General features: G+C 72.7%; 17 protein-coding genes. 9 read left to right on the top strand and 8 right to left on the bottom strand.

All coding sequences use genetic code 11. The features are described 5' to 3' along the window. Window positions 1–70: 70 nt before the first annotated feature. Window positions 71–1,021: a glucosyl-3-phosphoglycerate synthase gene (locus ACIBCT_RS16380; RefSeq protein ID WP_399189163.1), complete on the bottom strand. Its 951-nt coding sequence runs from the start codon at window positions 1,019–1,021 to the stop codon at window positions 71–73. A 131-nt stretch (window positions 1,022–1,152) separates the two neighbouring features. On the opposite strand from ACIBCT_RS16380, the gene ACIBCT_RS16385 reads away from it, so the two are divergent. Continuing rightward, entirely contained in the window at window positions 1,153–3,774 is a 2,622-nt protein-coding gene (locus ACIBCT_RS16385; RefSeq protein ID WP_399189165.1) for a hypothetical protein, read from the top strand. Between the two features lie 28 nt (window positions 3,775–3,802). Here the strand turns inward: ACIBCT_RS16385 and ACIBCT_RS16390 are convergent, their stop codons facing one another. After that, complete coding sequence (locus ACIBCT_RS16390) at window positions 3,803–5,272, bottom strand: helix-turn-helix domain-containing protein (protein WP_399189167.1); 1,470 nt, start codon at window positions 5,270–5,272, stop codon at window positions 3,803–3,805. Window positions 5,273–5,512: 240 nt separating this feature from the next. Between ACIBCT_RS16390 and aceA the strand changes: the two genes are divergently transcribed. Beyond that, window positions 5,513–6,805: an isocitrate lyase gene (aceA, locus tag ACIBCT_RS16395; protein WP_399189169.1), complete on the top strand. Its 1,293-nt coding sequence runs from the start codon at window positions 5,513–5,515 to the stop codon at window positions 6,803–6,805. Window positions 6,806–7,139: 334 nt separating this feature from the next. Here aceA and mihF read toward each other — a convergent pair whose 3' ends face one another. Continuing rightward, entirely contained in the window at window positions 7,140–7,448 is a 309-nt protein-coding gene (gene mihF, locus ACIBCT_RS16400) for an integration host factor, actinobacterial type (RefSeq protein ID WP_344905794.1), read from the bottom strand. A gap of 163 nt (window positions 7,449–7,611) precedes the next feature. Between mihF and ACIBCT_RS16405 the strand changes: the two genes are divergently transcribed. Together ACIBCT_RS16405 and ACIBCT_RS16410 are read left to right on the top strand one after the other, a co-directional pair. Continuing rightward, entirely contained in the window at window positions 7,612–7,785 is a 174-nt protein-coding gene (locus ACIBCT_RS16405) for a hypothetical protein (RefSeq protein WP_344905798.1), read from the top strand. Window positions 7,786–8,105: 320 nt separating this feature from the next. Beyond that, a complete protein-coding gene (locus tag ACIBCT_RS16410) occupies window positions 8,106–8,393 on the top strand; it encodes an HU family DNA-binding protein (protein ID WP_344905801.1) in 288 nt (95 codons plus the stop codon). Between the two features lie 455 nt (window positions 8,394–8,848). Here the strand turns inward: ACIBCT_RS16410 and ACIBCT_RS16415 are convergent, their stop codons facing one another. From ACIBCT_RS16415 to ACIBCT_RS16430, 4 genes are all read right to left on the bottom strand, one after another. Beyond that, on the bottom strand, window positions 8,849–9,583 hold the full coding sequence (locus ACIBCT_RS16415; protein WP_399189173.1) for a hypothetical protein: 735 nt from the start codon (window positions 9,581–9,583) through the stop codon (window positions 8,849–8,851). Window positions 9,584–9,738: 155 nt separating this feature from the next. Further along, window positions 9,739–10,572, bottom strand: coding sequence for an ABC transporter ATP-binding protein (locus ACIBCT_RS16420; RefSeq protein ID WP_399189174.1), 834 nt, complete (start codon window positions 10,570–10,572; stop codon window positions 9,739–9,741). Window positions 10,573–10,652: 80 nt separating this feature from the next. Continuing rightward, complete coding sequence (locus ACIBCT_RS16425; protein WP_399189443.1) at window positions 10,653–12,377, bottom strand: protein kinase; 1,725 nt, start codon at window positions 12,375–12,377, stop codon at window positions 10,653–10,655. Between the two features lie 323 nt (window positions 12,378–12,700). After that, window positions 12,701–13,786, bottom strand: coding sequence for an alpha/beta hydrolase (locus ACIBCT_RS16430; protein ID WP_399189176.1), 1,086 nt, complete (start codon window positions 13,784–13,786; stop codon window positions 12,701–12,703). A 193-nt stretch (window positions 13,787–13,979) separates the two neighbouring features. Between ACIBCT_RS16430 and ACIBCT_RS16435 the strand changes: the two genes are divergently transcribed. The 3 genes from ACIBCT_RS16435 to ACIBCT_RS16445 all read left to right on the top strand — a co-directional run bounded on the left by ACIBCT_RS16435 (window position 13,980) and on the right by ACIBCT_RS16445 (window position 16,451). Continuing rightward, complete coding sequence (locus tag ACIBCT_RS16435) at window positions 13,980–14,753, top strand: ABC transporter permease (protein WP_399189178.1); 774 nt, start codon at window positions 13,980–13,982, stop codon at window positions 14,751–14,753. Window positions 14,754–14,879: 126 nt separating this feature from the next. Then, on the top strand, window positions 14,880–15,668 hold the full coding sequence (locus ACIBCT_RS16440; protein ID WP_399189180.1) for an ABC transporter permease: 789 nt from the start codon (window positions 14,880–14,882) through the stop codon (window positions 15,666–15,668). Between the two features lie 3 nt (window positions 15,669–15,671). Next, window positions 15,672–16,451, top strand: a complete 780-nt coding sequence (locus tag ACIBCT_RS16445; protein WP_399189182.1) for an ATP-binding cassette domain-containing protein — start codon at window positions 15,672–15,674, stop codon at window positions 16,449–16,451. A 118-nt stretch (window positions 16,452–16,569) separates the two neighbouring features. Here ACIBCT_RS16445 and ACIBCT_RS16450 read toward each other — a convergent pair whose 3' ends face one another. Further along, the gene (locus ACIBCT_RS16450) at window positions 16,570–17,061 is read right to left on the bottom strand and encodes a hypothetical protein (protein WP_399189184.1); all 492 of its coding nucleotides are present in this window, start codon (window positions 17,059–17,061) and stop codon (window positions 16,570–16,572) included. A gap of 103 nt (window positions 17,062–17,164) precedes the next feature. Between ACIBCT_RS16450 and ACIBCT_RS16455 the strand changes: the two genes are divergently transcribed. Further along, a complete protein-coding gene (locus ACIBCT_RS16455) occupies window positions 17,165–17,731 on the top strand; it encodes an MFS transporter (RefSeq protein WP_399189186.1) in 567 nt (188 codons plus the stop codon). Window positions 17,732–17,801: 70 nt separating this feature from the next. Then, window positions 17,802–18,560, top strand: a complete 759-nt coding sequence (locus ACIBCT_RS16460) for a YcnI family protein (RefSeq protein ID WP_399189189.1) — start codon at window positions 17,802–17,804, stop codon at window positions 18,558–18,560. The last annotated feature ends 8 nt before the right edge of the window (window positions 18,561–18,568 follow it).

Consider the following 18,568-nt stretch of genomic DNA (forward strand, 5'->3'; position numbering starts at 1 on the left):
AGGCCGGGCCCCGGCAGGACGGCCGGGCGGACAAGACAGGCGGGACGGCAGGACAGGCGGGACGAGCGGGTCAGCGGGACGGCCGGTAGCCGGGGATCGTGATCATGGGCGGGCGCTCGGCGACCGCCACGTCCCGGACGTTCACCTGGTGGCCGTGCGCGCTCCGGCGGAACTGGACCAGGCCGGTCGAGAGCCGGTGCAGGGAGATCATCATGTTCTGGCGTTCCAAGCGCGACCAGGAGGTCTGCAGGATCTGGGCGGCCATCCCGCCGAGCGCCTCGGTCGACTGGTGGGAGTGCACCCTGCGGCCCAGATCGACCTGGGCGAGGGCGTCCAGCCCGGCCAGGTCCAGCAGGTCGATCAGCAGGGCGAGCTCCACCCCGTACCCGGTGACGAACGGCACCGCCTCCAGCACGGACCTGCGCCCGGCGTACTCCCCCGCCAGCGGTTGCACGAACCCGGCCAGCAGCGGCCAGTGCAGGTTGATCAGCGGGCGCGCGACCAGCTCGGTGACCCGGCCGCCCCCGCTCTGCACGTTCTGCAGGGGCCGGTCGTAGCAGCCCTTGACGTAGACGACCGAGGGGTCGGTGAGCAGCGGGCCGAGCAGGCCGGTCACGAAGGAGGTCCGGAACTCCAGCAGGTCGGCGTCGACGAAGACCAGCAGGTCCCCGGAGGTGGCGGCGAGGGACTTCCACAGGGCCTCGCCCTTGCCGTCCAGCGGCTTGAGGTCGGGCAGGATCTCGTCCTGGGCGATCACCCTGGCCCCGGCCCGCGCGGCCCGTCCTGCGGTGTCGTCGACGGAACGGGAGTCGATGACCACCAGCTCGTCGACGAGCGGGGCGGCCTCCATGAGGTCGCGCCGGATCGCGGCGACGATCCCCCCGACCGTCTCCTCCTCGTCGCGGGCGGGCAGCACCACGCTGACGGTCGTCCCCCCCTTGGCCTCCAGCAGCTCCGGGAGCGACCGATCACCCGAGGATGAGGTGCGCCCGCGTAGCCATGCCTCGACCTCAGGCAGCACGACCGATCCTTCCCATCACCTCGACTCCTAGGGGTATCACCCTATGTGGCTCGATTCGGCGGAGGTACCGGGCTCCCACCCCCGCCGCACAGGTGGGAAGATCGGTCCAGTCCGGAACGAGGGGGGACGGCATGAACCCGGTGGTCGTGATGCGGGCGGCGCGTACCGTCCGTGACGAGCTCGACAGCCTGATGGGCGGTGCCGCCGGTGGGCTCCGCGAGCGGCTGGATCCGCTGCTGGCCGAGGCGGGGAGCCGGCCTCCCGAGCGGCTGGCCGACGCGGTCATCCTGCTGGTCGCCGAGTACGGCCCGGCCTGGGACCGGTTCACCGCGCTGCTGAGCCTGGACCGGGGCCTCACCGCCGAGCAGGTGATCCCCCTGCTCTCCCGTCCGGCCGGAACCGGGTCCGGTACGGGTTTCGCGCCGCCGTCCTGGGGTGCGGCGGAGACCGGGCCGCCCGCGCCGGGGGGCACGGGTCCCTCCGGTCCCTCCGGTCCCTCCGGTGCCGTCCCGCGCGGATCGGACGCGCTCGACGCGCCCTCGACCGCCTCCTACACCCCGGACTGGCTGCTCCCCGGTTCCGGCGACACGGGTTCCGGTGGCGCGGGTTCCGGTGGTACGGGTTCCGGTGGCGCGGGTTCCGGTGGCGCGGGCTTCGGTGACACGGGCTCGGGGACGGGTCCCGGTGGTGAGAACGGCGCGGGTACCGGGACGGGCTCCGGCGGGTACGGGCTCCCGGAGCAGGGCGAGGCCGCCGGAGGGAACCGGGCCGGGCAGGGCGGCGGGGACGGCATGCCCTCCACCGGCGCGATGAGCTTCGACTGGGTGCGTCCCGGCCCGGTGGACCGTCCGGTGGACCCCCCGTTCCCGCAGGCGGCCCCGCCCGCGGAGGCCTCCTCGCCCTGGGCGTCGCCGCCCCTTTCGGGTCAGGCGCCGTACGCGCCGCCGCCCCAGGAAGGGGCCTCGTTCCCGATGCCGCCGGCGGGCCGGGAGCCGCAGGGACCGCAGGGGCCCGGGGCACCGTCGTCACCGGTGCCGGGCACGCCGTTCGGCACGCCCGCGCCGCCCGGCCCGCACGACCCGTCCGGTGCGCACGACCTGCACGGTCCGTACGGCTCGCACGCCCCGTCCGGCCCGTCCGGCCCGTACGGTCCGCACGATCTGCACCGTCCGCACGACCCGTACGGCCCGCACCCGTCGCCCGTTCCCTTCGAGGCGCCCGTGCCGTCCGGCGACCCGCACGATCCGCGCGCGTCGTCCGCTTCCCCCGTTCCGTTCGCATCGTCCGCCCAAGGACCCGCGCAAGGACTCCCGCAGGGACCGCAGCAGGGACCCCCGCAGGGATCGCCGCAAGGGCCGGCCGCCCCTTCCCGGGAACCGGCCGGGGACCGGGGCCCCTCGGTGCTGGACCGGCTGGCCGGGGCGTTCCGCAGGCGGCGCAAGGAGGCGCCCGCCGGATCGCCGGGACCGGCGTGGGAGGCGGTCCCGCTGATCGAGGCGCCCGCCGAGGCGGTGGCCGGCTGGGGCGTCGAGGTGTCGGTCGGCGTCGCCCCGGGCCAGGGGGCGGCCGGTGACACGGCACCGGGTGAGCCCGTGGAGCTGGAGGTCCAGATCGTCGCCGAGGGGTTCGACGCGCCCGGCGGATGGCGGGTGCGGCTGCGCGCCGACAAGGCGTCACCGTACCCCCGGGCGACGGTCGGCCTGGTCGCGCCGGCCCAGGAGGAGCCCGAGGTCGCCCGGCAGATCCAGGCCGTCTACTCGGTGGGCGGCCAGGTGGCCGGGTTCGGCGTGCGCGCGGTCACGGTCCACGACTCGCCCGGCCGGCTCGGCGGCCAGGAGGCTCCCGGGCCGGTCGCGGGCACCCGGATCCGCCCGGCCCTGCTGGGAGAGGCCGCGGACGTCACGGCGGTCATCGTGCACGGCGACGAGCCGGGCCGGCTCTGGTGGACCTACCGGTCGCCGCACTTCATCACCCCCGACCGGGCCGATCCCTGCGACCTCGGCGTGCGGGCCTCGGAGTTCGGCCGGCGGCTGACCGGGCGGGGGCACCTCTCGGAGGAGGCGGGGAGGGAGGTCGGCTCGCGCGTGCCGTGGGGGTTCTGGGAGCTGCTGGACGCGGTGGCCGCCCGGGTGGCGCCGCGGCGTCCCAGCGTGCTGATCCTCTCCCAGGAACCGCACGTGCCCTGGGAGCTCGCCGTGCTGGACCGCCCCTACGACCCGTCGGTCCCGTCCTTTCTCGGCTGCCAGACGGTGACCGGACGCTGGCCGCTCGGCGGCAGGCGTCCCGAACCGGTTCCGGCCACGGGCGCCCGCGCCGACCGCGTCGCGGTGGTGGGCGCCGAGAGCGCGACGCATCCGCTGGTCACCGAGTACGGTGCCACGCCGGTCTCGCCCGCGCTGGGGGACGTCCTGGGCGTGCTCGACCAGGGGGCCGACATCGTCCACTTCGCGGCCGGAGGCTCCGCGCCGGAGGTGCTGGGACGCGACCTGCCCGGCGCGCCGTTCGTCTTCCTGGAGGAGCCGGGGGACGCGCAGTCCTTCCTGCTCGCGGGGGCCTGTGCCGTCGTGGCCCCGCTCTGGCCGGCCGGCGGTGACGGCGTGGCGCGCGAGTTCTACCGGCGCTGCTTCGCCGGTGAGCCCGTCGCCGAGGTGCTGCGGTCGATGCGCGGCCGGTCGCCCGACGACGCGGGCGCCTACCGGTTCCACGGCCACCCGGCGCTGAGACTGCACCGGACGGCCCCGCCCGCGGGCTGAGACCGGACGACAGGTGCCCTCCTCGTGCTCAGCCCGCGGCGTGGCGCTCCAGGAAGGTGTACACGTCGGCCTCGTCGACGCCGGGGAAGGAACCCGGCGGCAGCGCGGCCAGGACGTGGGAGTTGCCGCGGGCCGAGGGCCAGGCGTACCCCTCCCAGCGCTGGGCCAGCTCGGCGGGCGGGCGGCGGCAGCAGTCCCCGCTGGGGCAGTCCGACCTGGTCCGGTTGGTGGTCTCGCGCCCGCGGAACCAGCGCGACTCCCGGTACGGCACGCCGAGGGTGATGGCGAAGTCACGCTCGCGCGACGGGTCCACGTGGGCGACGCAGAAGTAGGTGCCGGTGGGCGAGTCGGAGTACTGGTAGTGCACGGAGAAGCGGTCGGGCAGCGCGAAGACCTGGCGCCCGGACCAGTGCAGGCACATGCGCTGCCCCTCGATCGCGCCCTGCTCGTCGGCGGGGAAGACGATGCCGTCGTTCTCGTACGCCTTGTAGATGATCCCGCCCGCGTTGTTGCGGACGAAGTGGCAGGTCAGGTCGAGGAAGTGGGTGGCCAGGTTGGTGAAGCGGTGCGCGGCCATCTCGTAGGAGACGGCGAAGACGTCGCGCAGGTCCTCCACGCTCAGCGCGCGGTCCTTCTTGGCCTCGCGCAGGTACGGGACGGCGGCGGCCTCGGGCACCAGGACGGCGGCGGCGAAGTAGTTGGCCTCGGTCCGCTGGCGCAGGAAGTCGGCGAAGTCGCGCGGCTTGTGGTGCCCCAGGGAGAGGTGGCCGAGGGTCTGCAGCAGGATCGTGCGCGGGGTGTGCATGCCGACCTGCTCGTGCTTGACGTAGATGCGCCGGTTGCGCAGGTCCGAGATGGAGCGCACGGTACGCGGCAGGTCCTGGACCGTCTGCACGGTGTAGCCGAAGTGGCCGACCAGCGCCTGGACGGTGCTCTGCGAGAGCGCTCCGGAGCGGTAGCCGACCGCGGCCAGCGCCTCGGCCGCGGCCTGCTCGATCTCGGCGAAGTAGTTGCCCTGCTCGCGCTGCTTGCGGCGGAGCTCGGCGTTGGCGGCGCGCGCCTCCTCGGGGGTGGCGGTCCCCCTGGCCTGGCGTGAGCGCAGCTCCTCGTACAGGCCCAGGATGTGTTCGAGCACGTCGTTGGGGACGCGCGCGGAGAGCTTGAGCCTGCCCAGGCCGAGTCCGGCGTACAGCGGGTCGCGCTGCGCCTCCTCCAGGGCCATCTCCAGCTGGGCCCGCCGGTTGGGGGCCTGCCTGCGCAGCAACTCCTCGACCGGCACGTTGAGCGCGGTGGCCAGCGACTTCAGCAGCGAGAGCTTGGGCTCGCGCTTGCCGTTCTCCAGCAGCGAGAGCTGACTGGGCGCGCGGTTCACCCGTTCGCCCAGGTCAGCGAGGGTGAGGCCGCGCTGCTTGCGCAGGTGTCTCAACCGCTGGCCGAAGGCGATGAGATCGAGCTCCTGCGTCAAGGACAGCGGTTCTTCACCCACCAAAGATGCCATGTCCCGATGCTAAACGAAATTTCCCCGGAAATTTCCCACCTTCGCACCCGGCGTCCGGGTACCCCCTCAGGATTGGTCTAGTCCATAGCGAAAACTCCGAGTTTCTTCTCACCCGAATACCAGTCGGTATTGATAGAGAGAGAAAAATATCAATTTTTTCGGACATATCCACCTGTTCACGCGTTCGAACGGAGCACACACTCGGAGTAAGGCACCCAGGGGACGAAAAGGAGTTCACCGATGAATGATCGCCTCAAGGGAGCCGCAGACGAGCTGCGGCGCGAGTGGGAGACCGACCCTCGCTGGAAGGGCACCGAGCGCACCTACACGGCCGAGGACGTGATCCGGCTACGGGGTTCGGTCCAGGAGGAGCACACCCTGGCCCGGCTCGGCGCCGAGCGGCTGTGGCACCTGCTGAACACCGAGGACTACGTGCACGCGCTGGGCGCGCTGACCGGCAACCAGGCCGTGCAGCAGGTCAAGGCCGGGCTCAAGGCCATCTACCTGTCCGGCTGGCAGGTCGCCGCCGACGCCAACCTGGGCGGGCAGACCTACCCCGACCAGAGCCTGTACCCGGCCAACTCGGTCCCGGCCGTGGTGCGCCGCATCAACAACGCGCTGCTGCGCGCCGACCAGATCACCTGGTCGGAGGGGGACGCGGACGCGCCGCACTGGCTCGCGCCGATCGTGGCCGACGCCGAGGCGGGCTTCGGCGGCGTGCTGAACGCCTTCGAGCTGATGAAGGGGATGATCGTCGCCGGTGCGGCCGGGGTGCACTGGGAGGACCAGCTCGCCTCCGAGAAGAAGTGCGGCCACCTGGGCGGCAAGGTGCTCGTCCCCACCTCCCAGCACATCAAGACCCTCAGCGCCGCGCGGCTCGCCGCCGACGTGCTGGGCGTGCCGACCCTGGTCATCGCGCGGACCGACGCTCAGGCCGCGACGCTGCTGACCACCGACGTCGACCCCCGCGACCGGGCCTTCACCACCGGCGACCGTACCGCCGAGGGCTTCTACCGGGTGCGCAACGGCGTGGACGCCTGCATCGCCCGCGGGCTGGCCTACGCGCCCCACGCCGACCTGCTGTGGATGGAGACCTCGACCCCGGACCTGGACGTGGCCCGCGAGTTCGCCGAGGCCGTCAAGGCGGAGTACCCCGACCAGATGCTCTCCTACAACTGCTCGCCCTCGTTCAACTGGAAGAAGCACCTGGACGACTCCACCATCGCCAAGTTCCAGCGCGAGCTCGGCCACATGGGGTACAAGTTCCAGTTCATCACGCTGGCGGGTTTCCACTCGCTGAACCACTCGATGTTCACCCTCGCCCGCGGCTACGCCGAGGACGGCATGACCTCCTACGTCGAGCTGCAGGAGGCCGAGTTCGCCTCCGAGGCGCGCGGCTACACCGCCACCCGTCACCAGCGCGAGGTGGGCACCGGATACTTCGACCTGGTCAGTACGGCCATCGCGCCGGATTCCTCCACCACGGCCCTGAAGGGGTCGACGGAGGAGGAGCAGTTCGCAGAGGCTCACTGACTCTCGGACCGGGCTCGCCAGGACGGATTCCAGGGCATGGGACGGTTCCCCGGGCGAGCCTGACGACCAGGTCGTCGAAAGGCCCCGTCGCGCGGACGTCCCCCCGGTCCGTGTGGCGGGGCTCGGCCGTTCCCGGACCGTCAGGCCGTTCGCGGCCCGCGTGTCCGGTGCGGTTCCCGGACCGTCAGGCCGTTCCCGGCCTCGTGCCCGACGTGGTTCCCGGGCCGCCACGTCGTGCGCGGCCCGCGTGTCCGGTGGTCTCCGGGCCGTCCGCCCGCGGCTCCGCTCCCGGCCTGGTGGCGGGAGCGGGGCCGCGGGCACGGCGGACGGCATCTCAGCGGCTGACGGCCTCGATGAGCTTACGACGCTGCTGGGCGCCGAGGCCGCCCAGACGACGCGCCTCGTCCACGTCGGCCTGCGCCATCAGCTGCGCGGCCTTGACCGTGCCGACGCCGGGCAGGGCGCGCAGCGCCTGCGACACCTTGATGCGCTTGGCGATGTCGTCCTCGCGGCCGAGAAGCTGCTCCAGGCTGAGCGAGCCGGCTTTGACCTCGGCGAGCAGCTTGGCGCGGGCCGTTCGGGTCTCGGCGGCCTTGACCAGGGCGGCCTGACGCTGTTCGGGGGTGAGCTTGGGCAAAGCCATGGTGTTATCTCCCTGATGATGGTAATTCCAGCGTCCTGTTACCCATGGCGACTGGATTAATCATCAACCGGCCCTCGGGATAGATCTCTGGCCTCGCACTGTGCATCACGATATGCCCGTTTGGTTACCTCGCCCTTACCCCCGGCTCCGTAGCCTCGAGCTCATGGGTATATGGCGAAGCCCCCAGGGCATCGAGGTCGAGGCCATCGTCGCCTCCGGCGGTCCCTGCCTGCTCGTCACCCGCCGCATCGACGGGCGGCGGGTTCTGGTGGCGTACTGCATGAACATCCGCGAGGTGGGAGAGCTCGTCGACCTGGCCGAACTGGTTCCCGCGTAGGCCACCGTGCACGCGGGCGACCGCATCCCGGCGATCAAGTTTGCGTCACGGCCGGGTCTTGTCCGGTGCGCGTGTCAACTTCCGTGACAGCCGGGGCGTCCGTGTATCAGGGAGGCTCGATGGATGTCCTGATCGGCCTCGTCGACGAGGAGCTCCGCCTGGAGCTCATCCTCGTCGAGGCACTGCACACCGAAGCGGAACGGCTGGCCGCCCAGTCCGGACGCTGAGCCTGGGCGGGCGCCCGTCACCTGATCGAGGCCGGCGGACGCCCGCCCTCGCCCCTGTACCGGGCGGGGGCCCGATGGCGTTAACTGTCCCCTATGAACAAGCGCGAGCTGATCGAGAAGGCCGCCGCCGAGGCCGGGCTGACCCGGCGGCAGACGGCCGCGGCTCTCGATGCGATCCTGGAGACGATCCAGATGGCCGTGGCGGCCGAGGAGAAGGTGGCGATCCCGGGTTTCGGGGCCTTCGAGATCGTGCACAAGCCCGCCCGCACCGGGCGCAACCCGCAGACCGGCGAGCCGCTGGAGATCGCGGAGACCTGGACGGCGAAGTTCAAGCCCAGCCCGGGGTTCATGGGCCTGATCCGCCAGCGCAAGAAGGACTGACCCGCGGACGGCCCACGAGCGGCGGACGGGCGCGCGGGTTCGCGGACGGCGCGTGGGCCGGCAACAGCGGCGGCCCCCGGGGAAGTATCCATTCCCCGAGGGCCTGGAGTGCCGCCATGTCGCGGCACCGGCGCGTTTAAGGGCGCGGGTCATTCATGATGATGTCGCACTCTGCCATTAAGTTATGGACGCATGGAGAGCATCCAGCGGGACTCGAACCCGCACTCGACCATCTTCGCCCGCCCCCGGTCGATCCGGCGCCCGGCGGCGAATACTGAATCTGGAGCGAGAGCCTGAGCTTGAGCGGGTGCCTCTGCCGATTGGGCCATCCCGGCGCGATGGTGCCGGGAGGGGGAATCGAACCCCCACTGGAAACCGCGTGTCAGTCTGACGTTTCAGTTTCAGTTTTTCGCGCTCTCACGCGTCCCCGCGCTCAAACGGGGAGTTCTTGGAGTCTACCCGAGCAGGTAGCCCAGCACCTTCTCACCGACGCGCTGATAGGTGATCTCGGTGCCGTTGGCCTCCTCGCGGGCGAACTTCACGGCGTTCTGCAGCCTGCCGATCCGCTCCAGGAGCTCGTTGACCCGCTTCTGCGGCACGGCCCCGGAGAAGGTGACCTTCGTCCAGAAGCCCACCACGACGTCCTCGTGGTAGACCTCGACCTGGGCCGGGTGCTTGTCGGTGGCCTCGGCCTTGACGTGGTTGCGGGGCACCTTCTTGGTACGGGTCGTCTTGACCGGCTCGGTCCGCCAGCAGTCGGTGGACTGGTCCAGCGTCCAGGTCTCGGCCGCGTCCAGGACGGGCAGCCTGGCGACGAACGTCTGCAGGTCGACCAGCTGCTTCTCCAGGAAGAGCAGATAGGTGACGGGCACGTCCTCCAGGAGGGTGGAGCCGTCGACCTTCACGTCGGCCCGCGCCGAGCAGTTGGCCCAGTCCTTGGTGGCCGTGACGTCGAACAGCCGGACCAGCGCGGCACCGACCTGCTTGAGCAGGTCCTCCCCCTGCACCTGCACCCGGGTCGACTCCGGGGGCAGCCGTTCGCCCTCGTCGTCGATGGGCTGGTAGGTCCGCGAGATGCCCGACAGCAGGGCGTTCTTCTGGATCGTGTGGTACGCGTCGGTCACCTTGCGCTGAGTGTCGGACTTGACGCCCTTCTCCACGGCGAGGATCTGGTTCAGCTTGGTCGCCATGCGTGCCACCGTACCGGGAAGATCACCGGTATTCACACTGCTTTTGTGGCTTTGATGGGAATTCGCGCGATCACGACGCGTACGATCCGGCAGCGTGAGGCCGGGTGACGCCCCGGCTCCTCGGCCCCGGCTCCTCGGCACCGGTGGCGCGGGCGTCAGCCCCCCGCGGGGTGAGCGGTACGGACGGCGCGGGCGGACCAGCGGCCGTCGAGGTGGTCGACGCGCAGCGCCCGGCCGAAGCACTCCGACAGGTTCTCCGCGGTCAGCACCTCCCCCACCGGGCCGGCCGCCTGGACGCGGGCGTCGCGCAGCAGCAGGGCGTGGGTGGTGGTGGCCGGGACCTCCTCCAGGTGGTGCGTGACGGTGACCGTGGTCAGCGCCGGGCGGGTCGCCGCCAGGTCCTCCACGGCGGTGATCAGATCCTCGCGGGCGGGCAGGTCGAGCCCGGCGAACGGCTCGTCCAGCAGCAGGATCACCGGATCGGCCATCAGCGCCCTGGCGACGCGGACGCGGGCCCGCTCCCCCTGGGAGCAGACGCGGAAGAGACGGTCGGCCAGGTCCTTGCAGCCCATGTCGGCCAGCAGCCGGTGGGCGCGTTCGTGCTCGGCGGGACCGTAGCGGTCCCACAGCGGGACGCTGGTCCCGGTGTGACCGGTCAGCACGACGGTGTGCGCGGTGGCGCCCTCCTCCTCCAGCAGCTCCTCGTCGACGAGTCGCTGGCTGGCCGCGACGAGGCCGAGGTGGCGGCGCAGCTCCCGCACGTCGACCCGGCCCAGCCGCTGGCCCAGCACGGTGACGGTCCCCTCGGTGGGATGCCGCACGGCCGCGGCCAGCGAGAGCAGGGTGGTCTTGCCCGCCCCGTTGGGACCCAGCACCACCCAGTGCTCCCCGTACGCGACCCGCCAGCCGATGCCGTCCAGCAGGGTCCGGCCGACCACCCGGACACCGACGTCGGCCAGCTCCACCGCGCCCGGCATGGGCTCGCCCATCGGTACCCCCTCCGCCTCGGTTCGCGGCGCTCACTTTAACCGATGTGGGGCACCTGTCCGCTCATCGCCGGATCGGGCGTTCAGCCCATCTGCAGCGAGGGGCCGGGGCTGGGGACGGGGGTGATGGTCGTTCCCGAAGGTGCGGGGGCCGTGGGCGTCGGGGACGGGCTCTCCCCGTCACCGGTCTGCGGGATCTGGGTGAACGAGGGCCGGGGACCGTTCGAGGCCGTCGGGCAGCCGCCTCTCCCTCCCCTGCGCTTGGCGGTGGCGTCCGCGCAGTCCGACGGCGGGTCCCCGTCGCCGCGCGAGCCACCGGGGTCGCGCGGACGCTCCGGCGCGCGTTCCCCGCCGTCGCCGCCGTCGCCGCCGTCGCCGCCGTCGCCCTCCACGTCGGGCGGCAGGACGGTCCGGGTCGCGGTGACCTGCGCCGTGGAGGGGGTGACCGGGGAGGGCGTGCGCACCCTGCCGACCGGCGGCCGGGCACGGTCGCGGAAGACCGAGGCGGAGGGCGTGTCCGCGGGGACGACCACCGGCACCCGCTCGGGAACCCCGAAGTCGCCGAAGGAGCTCGTCCCGCCACCGCCACCGGCCGCCAGCGCCACGGTCACCGCCGCCATGGAGATCGTGGCCAGTGCCGCGAACCCGGCCTGCGGGAGGTACGCGCCCCGGCTCGGCGCGGCCCGACGGGACCGCCGGGCGATCCCCGCCGGGACCGAGGGCTCGTCATGGAGCGAGGACACGGGCGACGCCGACGGTACCGCCGACGCCGAGGGCACGGCCGACGCCGGCGACGCCGATGACGGGACCGGAGAGAACCGCGAGGCCGCCGACGGCACCGACGACACCGACGGCACCGGCGGATCGGCGGGCGCCGGAGGCATGGCCGCGAGCCGTACCCTGCCCGCCCCGGGCGTGTGCGGCACCGGTGTCCAGATCTCCGCCAGCACCTCGGCGACCGCCTCGCGCAGGTCCCACGGGTCGCCCACCCCGCCCGCGGCGAGCAGCGCGCCCAGCAGGTCGGCGGCCCCGGGACGGTCGGCCGGGTCCTTGGCCAGGGACGCCTCCACGGCCGGGCGCAGCAGCGCGGGGACCGAGGCCGTCCTGGGGGGCTCGACCAGGATGCGCCGGGTCAGCACGTCCGTCTCCCCCGCGCCGAAGGGATGATGGCCGGTGGCCGCGTACGCGATCAGGCATCCCCAGGCGAAGACGTCGGAGGCGGGCAGCGCGAGCCCTCCGGTGAGCCGTTCCGGCGCGACCCAGCCGGGGCTCCCCATGACCTGCCCGGCCTGGGTGTGCGCGCCGAGGACGTCGACGTCCCTGGCGATACCGAAGTCGATCACCCGGGGGCCGGTGTGCGACAGCAGCACGTTGGCCGGTTTCAGGTCGCGGTGGACCAGTCCGGCCTCGTGCACCGCCACCAGCGCGCCCGCCACCCCCAGGGCGACGCCGTAGGCCAGGTCGGGGGTGAGCGGGCCGTGCGTGGAGACCACCTGCGAGAGCGCGGGCCCGGGCACGTACTCCGAGACCAGGTAGGGGCGGTCACGGTCGGTGCCGTCCTCGACCACCGCCGCGGTGCAGAAGGGCACCACCCGCCGGGAGAATCTCACTTCCTCGGCGAACCGGGCGCGGAGCGTGGCATCGTTGAGATGCACCGGGTGCGGCGTCTTGAGCGCCACCACCCCGCCCTGCGGGTGTTCGGCCAGGTAGACGACGCCCATGCCGCCCGCGCCCAGGCGGCCGAGCAGAAGGTAGCGGCCGATGATGACCGGGTCCCCGACGGTCAGCGGCCGCACACCGGGCGGCATGCCGTTCACGGGACCTGTTCCCCCACGTGCCATCCTCGTTGAGCCTCTCGTGCGCGGGCCACTGCAAGCACACTGTGGCGGGATCACGGTGCCGTTCGCTCCCGACCGGCCGGAAGGGATATGACAGGTAAGGCGAATGATCCCTCCGGGTAAGGCACCCCCGGGGCGGAGGATGTCCCTGGGACGGGACGGAACGCCGTGACCGGCGGGAAGAGGGCACCGGGGCCCGGACGGGAACCCGGGCGAGGGTTCCCCGTGAAGGCTCCGGGCGGAGGGCCTCGACCCGGGCGAGGACTTTCCGTGAAGGCTCCGGGCGGAGGGCCTCAGGCGGCGGAGTCGCGCCGGACGGGGGACGCCGGGTCGGGAGCCTCACGGACGGAGGACTCACGAAGCACGGGCTCGCGAAGCACGGGCTCTCGAAGGCCGGGCTCCCGGACGGAGGACTCACGGACCGCCGACAGGTTCTGGGCGGCCACGACGAACCGGGCGATGTGCGGGTAGACCTCGCGGGCCTCGGGGACGACGTCGGCCAGGATCGCGAAGACGTGCGGCATGCGCGGCCACTCCTCGTACGTGACCGGCACCCCGGCCGCGCGGGCCCGCTCGACCACCCGGCGGCCCTCGTCGCGCAGGACCTCGGTGGAGCCGGTGACGACCATCAGCGGGGGCAGGCCGGTGTAGTCGCCGAGCACCGGGGAGAGCAGGGGGTCCCGGGGGTCGAGGCCGGAGGTCCAGCGGCGGGCGAGCCAGGCGACCCGGCCGGCCGAGATCATCGGGTCCAGCAGGCGGTTGACCGTACGGGGGTCGCCGGTGAGGTCGGCCCACGGCGACAGGCACACGGCGGCGGCCGGCAGCGGCAGCCCGCGGTCGCGGAGCGCCAGGAGCGTGGCCAGGGTGAGGTGGCCGCCCGCGGAGTCCCCGGCGAAGACCACGTCGCGGGGCCGGTGGCCGTGCTCCAGCAGGCACAGGTAGGCGGCGGTCGCGTCCTGGAGCGCCTCGGCGGGCCGGTGCACCGGGCCCTGGCGGTAGTCGACGGCCAGTACCGGACGCCGGGTCGCGGCCGACAGCCGCCAGGTGATCGGCCGGTGGGTCGCCGGGGAGCAGGAGAAGTAGCCGCCGCCGTGGAAGTAGAGCAGGACCCTGTCCTCGTCGAGGTCCTCACCGGCCCGTACCCACTCCCCCGGGCAGGAGCCCGCCGCGGCGGGCGTCACCCGGACGCCGGTGGGCAGCCGGAGCGGGACCCTGCCCGCCAGCGAGACGATCCTGGAGGCCGCGACGAACCCCAGGTCGGTCCTGAGCAACAGGCCGGACATGGGCTTGAAGGTGCCGCGCATCACCGCGTTGAGGGCCGCGGCCTGCCAGCTGAAGGGGTAGGCCGGATTGACGTCCACATCGATCTCGTCGCGCATGGGACCTCCTTGAGGAGATATTCCCCGTCGCGCCCTTTTCTACCGGCGAGTAGGTATGCCGGGACGGTGACCGTCGCGTACCGCGCACCGCCCTGACCTGCGGGTCGTGAAAATCCGTTGCCCGCCGTACGGGCACTCAGGAAGATAGGAGGGTTGCCCTCATTCCCGTCGGGAGGCAGTCTTCCTGCTCTACATGCGCATCGCCGGGTACGGTTTCCGCCGCCACTCCGCCTACCGCGCCGCGGCCGTCGCCGGAGCCTTCACCAACACGGTCTTCGGCATCCTCCGCGCCTACGTCCTCATCGCCCTCTGGGAGGCCCGGCCCGGCCTCGCCGGGTACGACGTCCTCGACGCCGTCACCTTCTGCTTCCTCAGCCAGGCGTTCATCGGTCCCATGCAGGTGTTCGGGGGCGGCCTGGAGCTGTCCGAACGCGTGCGCAACGGTGACGTCGCCCTCGACCTGGTCCGTCCCGCGTCCCTGCAGCTGTGGAGCCTCGCCGACGACCTCGGCCGGGCCGCCTACCTGTTGCTGCTGCGCAGCCTGCCCCCCACGTTCGTCGGCGCCGCGCTGTTCGGGTTCGTCGTCCCGGCCGACCCGGTGACCTGGCTGTCCTTCGCGGCCGGGTTCCTGCTGGGGGTGATCGTCAGCTTCGCCCTGCGCTACCTGATCGCGCTGTCGTCCTGCTGGGTGCTCGACGACCGGGGCGTGCAGTCGCTCTCGCTGGTGCTGACGCTCTTCTTCAGCGGCATGATCCTGCCGTTGAACCTCTTCCCCGGCTGGCTCGGCACCCTGGCCTCGGCCCTTCCCTGGTCGGCCATGGTGCAGGTCCCCGCCGACCTCTACCTGGGCAAGCGGGACGTCCTCGAGGCGCTGGGATTCCAGGCCGCCTGGGCGGTGGCCCTGCTGGCCCTGGGAGCCCTGGCCACCGCCGCGGCCCGCAGGAAGGTGGTGATCCAGGGTGGCTGACCACGACACCCCCGGCCCTCCCGGCACCCCAGGCGCCCCCGACCTTCCCGGCACCCCCGGCACCCCCGGCACCCCCGGTGCTCACCGCTCCGCCGATCGCGTCCGGCCGTCCGCCGGGAGCACGCGATGACGAGGACCTATCTCCTGCTGGCCTGGACCTGGCTGAGGGCCTCGGCACAGTACCCGGGGCCGCTGGTCATGATGATCCTCGGCTCGCTCGTGGTCAACGCGCTCGACGTGGTGGCGATCTGGGTGATCTTCGAGCACACCGACTCGCTGGGCGGCTTCGGCCTGTCCGAGGTGATGTTCCTGTACGGCACCGCGGGCCTGTCCTTCGCCCTGGCCGACATGCTCTTCGGCAACGTCGACCGGCTCAGCCGGCACATCAGGACCGGTGGTTTCGACACCATGCTGATCCGCCCGGCGAGCGCGTTCGTGCAGATGGCCGTCGACCGCTTCGGCGTGCACCGCTTCGGCAGGACGCTCCAGGCCGCCGTCGTCCTGGGCCTGGCCCTGTCCGCGCTCGCCCCGCCCTGGGACAGGGCCTGGATGATCCCGGTGATGGTCGTGTGCGGGACCGTCATCTTCACCGCGATCTTCACCCTCGGCGGGGCGGTGCAGTTCCTGCTGACCGACGCCCCCGAGGTGGCCAACGCCTTCACCTACGGCGGAAGCACGCTGACCCAGTACCCCCTGAGCGTGTACGGCTCCGAGCTCGTCAGGGGCGTCACCTTCGTGGTGCCGCTGGCGTTCGTGAACTGGCAGCCCGCGCTGTTCGTGCTCGACCGCGCCGACCCCTTCGGCCTGCCCCACTGGCTCCGCTTCGCCTCTCCCCTGGCGGCCGTCGCGCTGGCCGCCGTCGCCGCGCTCGCCTGGCGGGCGGGCATCCGCCGCTACCGCTCGACGGGAAGTTGACACATGATCGAACTCGACCGGGTCGGCCGCTCGTTCACCGTGGGCCGCCGCAGGAACAGAAAGACCGTGCACGCCGTACGGGATCTGTCGTTCACCGTAGGAGCCGGGGAGTTCGTCGGCTACCTCGGCCCCAACGGCGCGGGCAAGTCCACGACGATCAAGATGCTCACCGGGATCCTGGCGCCCACCGCCGGCAGCATCCGGGTCGCGGGGCTCGACCCGGCGCACCGGCGGGTCGCGCTGGCCCGCAGGATCGGGGTGGTGTTCGGTCAGCGGACCACCCTGTGGTGGGACCTGCCGCTGCGAGACAGTTTTCACCTGATCCGTCACCTTTACAAAGTAGATCAACAGGATTTCCGGCGCAGGCTGGCCGAGCTGACCGAGTTGCTCGGGCTCGGCGAGTTCCTGTCCACCCCGGTCCGCCAGCTCAGCCTGGGACAGCGGATGCGCGGCGACATCACCGCCGCACTGCTGCACGACCCCGCCGTGCTGGTGCTCGACGAACCCACGATCGGGCTGGACGTGGTCAGCAAGGTCGCCCTGCGCGACTTCCTCCGCCGCCTCAACGCCGAGCGCGGCACCACCGTCCTGCTCACCACGCATGACCTGGGCGACATCGAGAAGCTCTGCCGCCGGGTGATGCTGATCGACCACGGCACGCTGGCCTTCGACGGCACCCTCGACGCCCTGCGCGCCACCGCCCCCGAGGAGGGGTCCATCGAGGACGTGGTCGCCCGGCTCTACGCCGGCTCCGCCCCGCCGTCCTCCGCGGAAGGCGGGTGAGCGCCCCGGACGACCGGTGACCGGTGGACCGGTGACCGGTCGTCCGGGGGCGGGGGTCCGGGTGAGGGGACGGATCGGCGAGCGGCGGGGGGACGACAGGGCGGGACCTCGGCCGTGGTCAGTACACCCGGTCGTCGGGATCGGCGTACTCCTCCTCGTCCCGGGGACGGGACGTCCAGCGGGAGGGCATCAGCGCCGGCAGGAAGAGCAGGACGCCGAGCAGGGTGTAGATCCCGGTGGTCAGCAGCAGGCCCATCCCGCGCCCGGCCTGCAGGAGCGCCTCGGGAGAGGCCGGGTCGTGGGGGGCGAGGGCCAGTGCGCGCCTGGCGTCCAGGGCGTAGACCACGCTCCAGGCGAGCAGGACCATCGAGGGGACGAAGGTGGCCAGCGGTGAGACGCGACCGGCGACCACCAGGCCGACCACCAGCCCGATCCCGGCCATCGCCGCCAGGGCGACCCAGGTCGACGGCCCGCTCTCCGGCCAGGCCACGGACGGATCGGCGTCCGGAAGGAAGAGGGTCGCGCCCGCCTTGCGGGTCGCCCAGCCGGCTCCCAGGAGCAGCACCGCGGTCACGACCAGCCCGGTGAGGAGTCCAAGGACGTGCCGCATGCCTACCACCCCGGTCCACAGGACGAGTCGCGGTCGCCGCCACGATATCCGTAAAAACCGGCCGGTGGCAGGGGCGTCCGGGCGTGAGAACATATGGGTCACCATGCGCGCACGGCTACCGTTACGGCTCGTGCGGGCGGCCGCCTTCTCGGCCGTCTGCGTGACGCTCGCCGTCCTCGGCCACGTGGCCGCGGGAGGGCCGGGACCGGCCCCCTGGGCGATGGCCGCGGGAGGGTCGGCGGTCATGGCCGCGGCCGTGCTGCTCGCCGGGCGCGAGCGGTCCGCGTCGACGATCAGCGTCGGCCTGTCGGCGCTGCAGCTCTCGCTGCACGAGCTGTTCGCCCTGGGCGACGTCACGGGGGTGCCGTCCTGGCACCCGCACGGCAGGGGGCTGGGCGAGGGCCTGGGCATGCTCGTCGCGCACCTCACCGCGACACTGATCACCGGGTGGTGGCTGGCCCGCGGCGAGACCGTGCTGTGGGCGCTGCTCCGCTCGGCGCACCGGCGCCTCGGCGCGCTGTTCCGGCTCGCCGCGTCCCTGCTGCTCCGTCCCGCGGCGGGGGCCGGGATCCCGCCGCACCGGGTGACCCCCCGGGCCGTTCCCCGTCCCGGGCGCACCGTCCTGCGGCACTCCGTCAGCCGGCGTGGTCCTCCACTGCCCGTCGGCTGATCCGATCCGGAAATTTCCTTTCATCACCGGCTGTGTCCGGTTTTTTGAGCCGTCGAAGTGGAGATGCACCATGTCGTTTTCCCGTGCCTGCCGCCGCCTGGCCGCCCTCACCGCGGGGGTCACCGCCCTGACCCTGGGGCTCGCCCTGCCCGCCCTGGCGCACGTCACGATCAACCCCTCCAGCGCCCAGCAGGGCGGTTTCACCAAGGTCGCCTTCCGGGTCCCGAACGAGCGCGACGACGCCTCGACGACCAGGCTGGAGGTGACCTTCCCCGTCGACCACCCGCTGGCGTTCGTCTCGGTCAAGCCGGTCCCCGGCTGGGACGTCAAGGTGGTCGAGGGCAAGCTGCCCAAGCCGGTCACCACCGAGTACGGCGAGGTCACCGAGGCGGTCACCAAGGTCACCTGGTCGGGAGGGAAGATCGAGCCCGGCCAGTTCCAGGAGTTCGAGGTCTCGATGGGCGCGCTGCCCACCGACGTCGACCGGCTGATCTTCCCGGCCGTGCAGACCTACAGCGGCGGCGAGGTCGTCCGCTGGGACGACGAGCCCAAGGCGGACGGCTCCGAGCCCGAGCACCCGGCTCCGGTGCTCACCCTCACCCCCGCCGCCGCCGAGGGCGCCGGTACCGGGACGTCCGCCTCGGCGGCCCCCGCGTCGACGTCCCCGGCGACGCCCTCGGCCGCCGGGGCCACCCGGCCGACGGCCACCGCCGTGGTCTCCGGGGCCTCGGACGGCACCGCCCGCCTGCTCGGCGGGGCCGGGCTGGTGCTCGGGCTCGCCGGGCTCGTGCTCGGCGCGCTCGCCCTGCGCCGGGGCCGTACGGCCTGACCCCCGCC

This window comes from Streptosporangium sp. NPDC050855, from assembly GCF_044456585.1.
In the GTDB taxonomy this organism is placed as follows: Bacteria; Actinomycetota; Actinomycetes; order Streptosporangiales; family Streptosporangiaceae; genus Streptosporangium; species Streptosporangium longisporum.

What these genes read in the sequence shown, in the direction of transcription:
- ACIBCT_RS16385 (WP_399189165.1), top strand. Translation starts at nt 1,153, where the DNA reads ATGAACCCGGTGGTCGTGATGCGGGCGGCGCGTACCGTCCGTGACGAG.
- ACIBCT_RS16390 (WP_399189167.1), bottom strand. Translation starts at nt 5,272, where the DNA reads ATGGCATCTTTGGTGGGTGAAGAACCGCTGTCCTTGACGCAGGAGCTC.
- aceA (WP_399189169.1), top strand. Translation starts at nt 5,513, where the DNA reads ATGAATGATCGCCTCAAGGGAGCCGCAGACGAGCTGCGGCGCGAGTGG.
- mihF (WP_344905794.1), bottom strand. Translation starts at nt 7,448, where the DNA reads ATGGCTTTGCCCAAGCTCACCCCCGAACAGCGTCAGGCCGCCCTGGTC.
- ACIBCT_RS16405 (WP_344905798.1), top strand. Translation starts at nt 7,612, where the DNA reads ATGGGTATATGGCGAAGCCCCCAGGGCATCGAGGTCGAGGCCATCGTC.
- ACIBCT_RS16410 (WP_344905801.1), top strand. Translation starts at nt 8,106, where the DNA reads ATGAACAAGCGCGAGCTGATCGAGAAGGCCGCCGCCGAGGCCGGGCTG.
- ACIBCT_RS16415 (WP_399189173.1), bottom strand. Translation starts at nt 9,583, where the DNA reads ATGGCGACCAAGCTGAACCAGATCCTCGCCGTGGAGAAGGGCGTCAAG.
- ACIBCT_RS16420 (WP_399189174.1), bottom strand. Translation starts at nt 10,572, where the DNA reads ATGGGCGAGCCCATGCCGGGCGCGGTGGAGCTGGCCGACGTCGGTGTC.
- ACIBCT_RS16425 (WP_399189443.1), bottom strand. Translation starts at nt 12,377, where the DNA reads ATGCCGCCCGGTGTGCGGCCGCTGACCGTCGGGGACCCGGTCATCATC.
- ACIBCT_RS16430 (WP_399189176.1), bottom strand. Translation starts at nt 13,786, where the DNA reads ATGCGCGACGAGATCGATGTGGACGTCAATCCGGCCTACCCCTTCAGC.
- ACIBCT_RS16435 (WP_399189178.1), top strand. Translation starts at nt 13,980, where the DNA reads ATGCGCATCGCCGGGTACGGTTTCCGCCGCCACTCCGCCTACCGCGCC.
- ACIBCT_RS16440 (WP_399189180.1), top strand. Translation starts at nt 14,880, where the DNA reads ATGACGAGGACCTATCTCCTGCTGGCCTGGACCTGGCTGAGGGCCTCG.
- ACIBCT_RS16445 (WP_399189182.1), top strand. Translation starts at nt 15,672, where the DNA reads ATGATCGAACTCGACCGGGTCGGCCGCTCGTTCACCGTGGGCCGCCGC.
- ACIBCT_RS16450 (WP_399189184.1), bottom strand. Translation starts at nt 17,061, where the DNA reads ATGCGGCACGTCCTTGGACTCCTCACCGGGCTGGTCGTGACCGCGGTG.
- ACIBCT_RS16455 (WP_399189186.1), top strand. Translation starts at nt 17,165, where the DNA reads ATGCGCGCACGGCTACCGTTACGGCTCGTGCGGGCGGCCGCCTTCTCG.
- ACIBCT_RS16460 (WP_399189189.1), top strand. Translation starts at nt 17,802, where the DNA reads ATGTCGTTTTCCCGTGCCTGCCGCCGCCTGGCCGCCCTCACCGCGGGG.